This window comes from Xenorhabdus griffiniae (genome assembly GCF_001028135.1).
GTDB classification, from domain to species: domain Bacteria; phylum Pseudomonadota; class Gammaproteobacteria; order Enterobacterales; family Enterobacteriaceae; genus Xenorhabdus; species Xenorhabdus bakwenae.
Window position 1 is genome coordinate 1 of record NZ_LDNM01000142.1, and the last position, 1252, is coordinate 1252.

Annotated in this window: 1 protein-coding gene; it reads left to right on the plus strand. The window is 42.9% G+C overall.

Annotated elements, in window-relative coordinates:
• Positions 1–101 precede the first annotated feature (101 nt).
• The gene (locus tag AAY47_RS18775; protein ID WP_047771830.1) at positions 102–1232 is read left to right on the plus strand and encodes an ISAs1 family transposase; all 1131 of its coding nucleotides are present in this window, start codon (positions 102–104) and stop codon (positions 1230–1232) included.
• Positions 1233–1252: the final 20 nt, after the last annotated feature.

Genomic DNA, 1252 nt, shown 5'->3' on the forward strand with positions numbered 1-1252 from the left:
CAGGGCAAGATCACGAATGTTTTTTAGTCAAAAATAAACAGGTTGCTTCGAGTAAAGAGCTGTGATCTTATACTCTCTTTTGAGCATTGAAACCCAATATCATGTGCCTTGAAGACTTTAGCCTGCATTTTTCAGCGATCCAAGACCCGCGTCAGAGCGCAAAAATCGCCTATCCCTTATTTGATATCCTGTTTGCGTCGCTTTGCGCAATGATTGCTGGCGCAGAGGGTTGGAGCGATATTCAGGAATATACCGAAGGCTATCATGAGTGGTTTCTGCAACAAGGTCTGTTCAAAGAAGGCGTCCCTGTTGATGATACGTTTGCCCGGGTTATTTCGCGGATCAACCCAAAACAATTTAACCTTTGTTTTATCAATTGGATGAATTCAGTACATGAACTGACCCAAGGTGAGCTAGTGGCAATTGATGGTAAAGTATTACGCGGCTCTTACTCTCCCGAAGAACGCCTTTCAACACTCCATCTTGTCAGTGTTTACGCCACCACGAATAAACTCGTCATGGGGCAGGTTCGGACTCAGAAAAAATCCAACGAAATCACCGCCATCCCTGAGCTGATCCAATTATTAAATCTGAAAGGTACTCTGGTTTCCATCGATGCAATGGGATGCCAAACCCAAATAGCCCAGAAACTCATTGATGTCGGCGCGGATTACCTATTAAGTGTTAAAGATAACCAAAAACGTCTCCATCGGGCGGTTCAAAACGCGTTGAAAGCGCAATGTACCTCTCCCCTGACAAGAGAAAAAATCAATGTAGAACAAGGCCATGGCCGCACCGAAATCCGGGAAAGCCATGTTATCAGTGCTGATTTACTTAACGGTGATTTCCCAGAATGGCCGGAATTAAAAACACTTGGCGTAACAATAGGATACCGACAGGAAAAAGGTAAATTACCGAGCCTTGAGTATCGCTATTACATCAGTTCAGCAGAACTGACAGAAGAAAAATTGGCTCAGGCAGTACGCAGTCACTGGCGCATTGAAAATAATCTCCATTGGGTGTTGGATGCGATTTTTCATGAAGATGATTGTCAGATTTATCGGGAAAATGCAGCAGAAAATATCGCAATACTCAGACGAATCGCCTTAAATATGTTGAAACAGGAAAAAACTAAATTAAGTATAAGGATGAAACGTAAACGCGCCTGGATGAGAATTCAGTTTTTAGAACAGGTATTACAAGCAGGATTTTCTAACCTGAATGTTATTTGATCATTCATGCGGTTGCCCTG

Coding starts and splice junctions, on each gene's coding strand:
- AAY47_RS18775 (WP_047771830.1), top strand. CDS start 102: ATGTGCCTTGAAGACTTTAGCCTGCATTTTTCAGCGATCCAAGACCCG.